The sequence below is a fragment of the Vibrio sp. 2033 genome (assembly GCF_033339735.1).
In genome coordinates, this window is the sequence record NZ_JAWOVC010000062.1 from 1 (window position 1) to 3,344 (window position 3,344).

Annotated in this window: 3 protein-coding genes; 1 reads left to right on the top strand and 2 read right to left on the bottom strand. The window is 44.5% G+C overall.

Annotated elements, in window-relative coordinates:
• Positions 1-101: 101 nt before the first annotated feature.
• A complete protein-coding gene (locus tag R7P74_RS24470) occupies positions 102-653 on the bottom strand; it encodes a gamma-glutamylcyclotransferase family protein (protein WP_005380184.1) in 552 nt (183 codons plus the stop codon).
• A gap of 182 nt (positions 654-835) precedes the next feature.
• Here R7P74_RS24470 and R7P74_RS24475 point away from each other — a divergent pair, with 182 nt between their 5' ends.
• Entirely contained in the window at positions 836-2,020 is a 1,185-nt protein-coding gene (locus tag R7P74_RS24475; protein ID WP_017820437.1) for an NnrS family protein, read from the top strand.
• A 73-nt stretch (positions 2,021-2,093) separates the two neighbouring features.
• Here the strand turns inward: R7P74_RS24475 and R7P74_RS24480 are convergent, their stop codons facing one another.
• Complete coding sequence (locus tag R7P74_RS24480) at positions 2,094-3,047, bottom strand: CorA family divalent cation transporter (protein ID WP_005391702.1); 954 nt, start codon at positions 3,045-3,047, stop codon at positions 2,094-2,096.
• Positions 3,048-3,344: the final 297 nt, after the last annotated feature.

The following is a 3,344-nucleotide window of genomic DNA, read 5'->3' on the forward strand; positions in this document are numbered from 1 at the left end:
GTTCTTTTAGTTGTTGATTTCATAACACTCTCCAATTTTGGGGGTGGAAAGTGTCAACCTTATTTAGGACGGCACAAAACATAGATACTAAAAAGGAGCCGTTAGGCTCCTTTTTTTATTAGATTATCAATCAACTCGTAATGATGCTCTTGCACGCCTGCAAGGTTGCCATATTTGGGTTGATGGCGGTCATTTTCTTTCGCGTGTTGCCAGCCAATGGTGTGACGCACAAAATGCTCTGCAAACGCGTGGGAAACTTCCAAGCAACCTGCCAGCACGGTATCAACATAACTTTGCATGATTGGGCTCTTTGCGCATGGTGGTAGTGGCTCGTCTTTTACGTAAACCCAAATGTCATGTTCTTGGTTAAAACTCGCATCTGTTTCGATTTGATCTGGCTGAAGTTGAATACGATGATAACCTCGCTCACGGCGGTCGAATTCTGCGAGCGCTTCTTCATTTACTTCGAGTAAAACGCCATTAACCTGTCCATCGCCTTGGTTCACCACTAGTGGAGAGAGGCTGTAGCTGTCGTCAATCTTCCCCCAGTAGCGAACCAACCCATGTGCTATGACGGGAATGGCTTCTCCCGTTTGTCCGGTTAACTTACGCGACGCAGAATTAATCAAACTGCCATAGCCAAATATGTACATTGTCGTTGCATCCCTTAACTGATAGTTGTGCCTCTCATGTTTATACCTAACCCGCATCTGAAGCACAACTTTACCTCTTAAGTATAATCTTAATTATAAACATGTATTTTTTATACATGTTTATGGTAGCATCAATATGTAGTTGAGTTAACCAGCATCGAGAGACGCTTGAGGGCAAGATAATGCTGAATATCACCGATAAAAAAGTAGAAGAAAAAATCCCCGCATGGCTGCGATTAGGCTTTCGGCCGTTTTTTCTGTTTGGGTCGATTTACGCCATTGTTGCGATTGCGTTATGGGTGTGGATGTTCCAAAGTGGGCCGCCAAGCGCATTGGCCGTGCCTGCATTGTGGTGGCACGTACATGAAATGTTGTTCGGTTTTTCAATGGCCATTGTAGTTGGCTTTGTACTGACCGCGGTACAAAACTGGACTGGCATTAATGGTACCAAGCATTACATGCTTCTGGCTTTATTTGGCTTGTGGTTAGTGCCCCGCATATTGCTTTGGACACCAGCACCGTTATGGTTAACCAGCAGTATCGAAGCGGTATTTTTACTGTTTGTCGCCTATGAGGTGGGCATTCGTGTGTATCGAGCCAAAGGTTGGCGTAATTTGTTTTTCGTTCCACTGTTTCTTTTGGCCATCTTTGCGAACTTTGCAAGCTACGCAACGATAAAAGGTATGCCGCCCTTTAGCTCTTCAGCGGTGTGGCAAGCAATGCTGTGGTGGTTTACCTTGCTGTTGTCAGTGATGGGCGGACGTGTGATTCCATTTTTTACTGCGCGTCGATTTAATTTCGAAAAAGCGCAACCATTGGCTTGGTTAGAGTGGCTCGCGAATTTGCCGTTGGTAATGCTATTTGTGCTGAGCTTTTTCCCTGTGACGTTTGCAGAACTAGGTAGTCCTTTGATGTTGTTTGCAGGTGTTGCTCAGTTGGTGCGTTTTGTTCGCTGGAAACCTTGGTTAACCCTGAGCGAGCCTTTAGTGTGGTCGCTGCATGCTGCGTATTTGTGTTTACCACTAAGCTTAATTTTGCGAGGCGTCTGGGGAGATGCATTTGCCAGCCATAACCTCATTCACCTGTTTGCGATAGGTGCGTTAGGCGGTTTGATTTTAGCGATGATTGCACGGGTGACGATGGGACATACTGGTCGCATGATCTACAAAGGACCAAACATGAGCCTTGCGTTTGCAGCGATTACCGCGGCAGCTTTGGTTCGCAGTTTCGCCGTGATCTTTGACCCAGCGAACATGATGCTGTGGATTGATATCAGCGGCGGATTATGGATTGTTGCGTTTGGGCTATTTGTGTGGCGCTTTGGTGTGATGCTTGTGACCCCTCGTGTGGATGGTCACCCCGGATAAGATTCTAATGTGAGTAGAGAAAAGAGGAGCCGCGTGCTCCTCTTTTGGTTTTTGTTCTTTATAGGTTTAGTGTTTACTCGTCTTCGTCGTCCGCTTTATTCGTGAGCCCCAAGCGTTTAAATAGCCACCACTCTAGACCAAAAATGACAATTAAGGCGATACAGAACCAGGTGAATGCCATGGTGGATTCCACACCTGGCATTCCACCAACATTGATACCGAGTAAACCTGTTAAGAAGCTGGTTGGTAGAAAAATCGTTGCTACCAAAGTAAACAGGTAACTGTTTTTATTGGTTTTCTCATCACGATGATGTTTGATCTCTTCTTGGAAAAGCGCCACTTCTCCAAGATAAAACTCAAGTGTTTCATTTATGCGCGTAATATTATTGTGTGCGAAGCGATATTGATGAGGTCTCAAAGCAATCAATTCTGATTCTGACTCCACAAGATCACGGATAGCGTACTGCTGAGGGCGAATAAAACGCTTGATAGAAATCAGTGCTTTTTGAGTCGCCATATGTTTGTACGTCGATTCATCATTCACGTCGAACTGGTTTAGTGTTTCTTCAATTGTATCAAGGTAAATGTCTATTTTACTGTTTAATCCTTCAATGATCTGATGAAGTAAACTAGCAAGACTTTTTGGGCCTTTGTGTTCCGCTAATGCTTGGCGAATCTCCATGATCGCGCGTGATGGAATTTTACGAGTTGAAATGAGTGCGCCTTGAAAGTAGAGAATTCGAATACTAAGCATATCTTCTGGTGATGCATTGCCGTTCATATTGACGCCTCGTAAAATCAACATGAAGTTCTCGTCATCTAAAGGATGGAAAGATGGTCGGCTTTCGTCGGCTAATAGATGATCAACCGTAGCTCGAGGTACTTGGTTTTGCTCCAGCCAACCACGAATATCAGGATGCAGCCGTTCGCAATGGTACCAATGCTTAGCTTGAATTTGCTCTGCCGTGGTGGATTGTTGAGTTGCTTCTGGGGTTGAGAAGTCCCAATGTTCAATCATAAAACCCATTTTCTTTTCCTTGTTTGAGCCGATACCAAAATAACCTCAAGATACTTCTTTCGCGAGAATTGCATTGCCATACAGAGGCAATGCTCTGAGTACGGTACTCTGAAGTCATTGATGCATTATTTTTCAAATGAGTATGATTGTATTTAACGCCAAATGTCTATGAATAGTTGTTCTTATTTGCAATCGAGTGGAGCGCACCAAGGTGTTGTGCTTAAACAACAAAGTAAATTACCACCTTCTAAAGAAGGTGGCTTTGTGTGAGCCCCCTAAAAGGGGGCCTTTGTTTAGTCCAGCGCC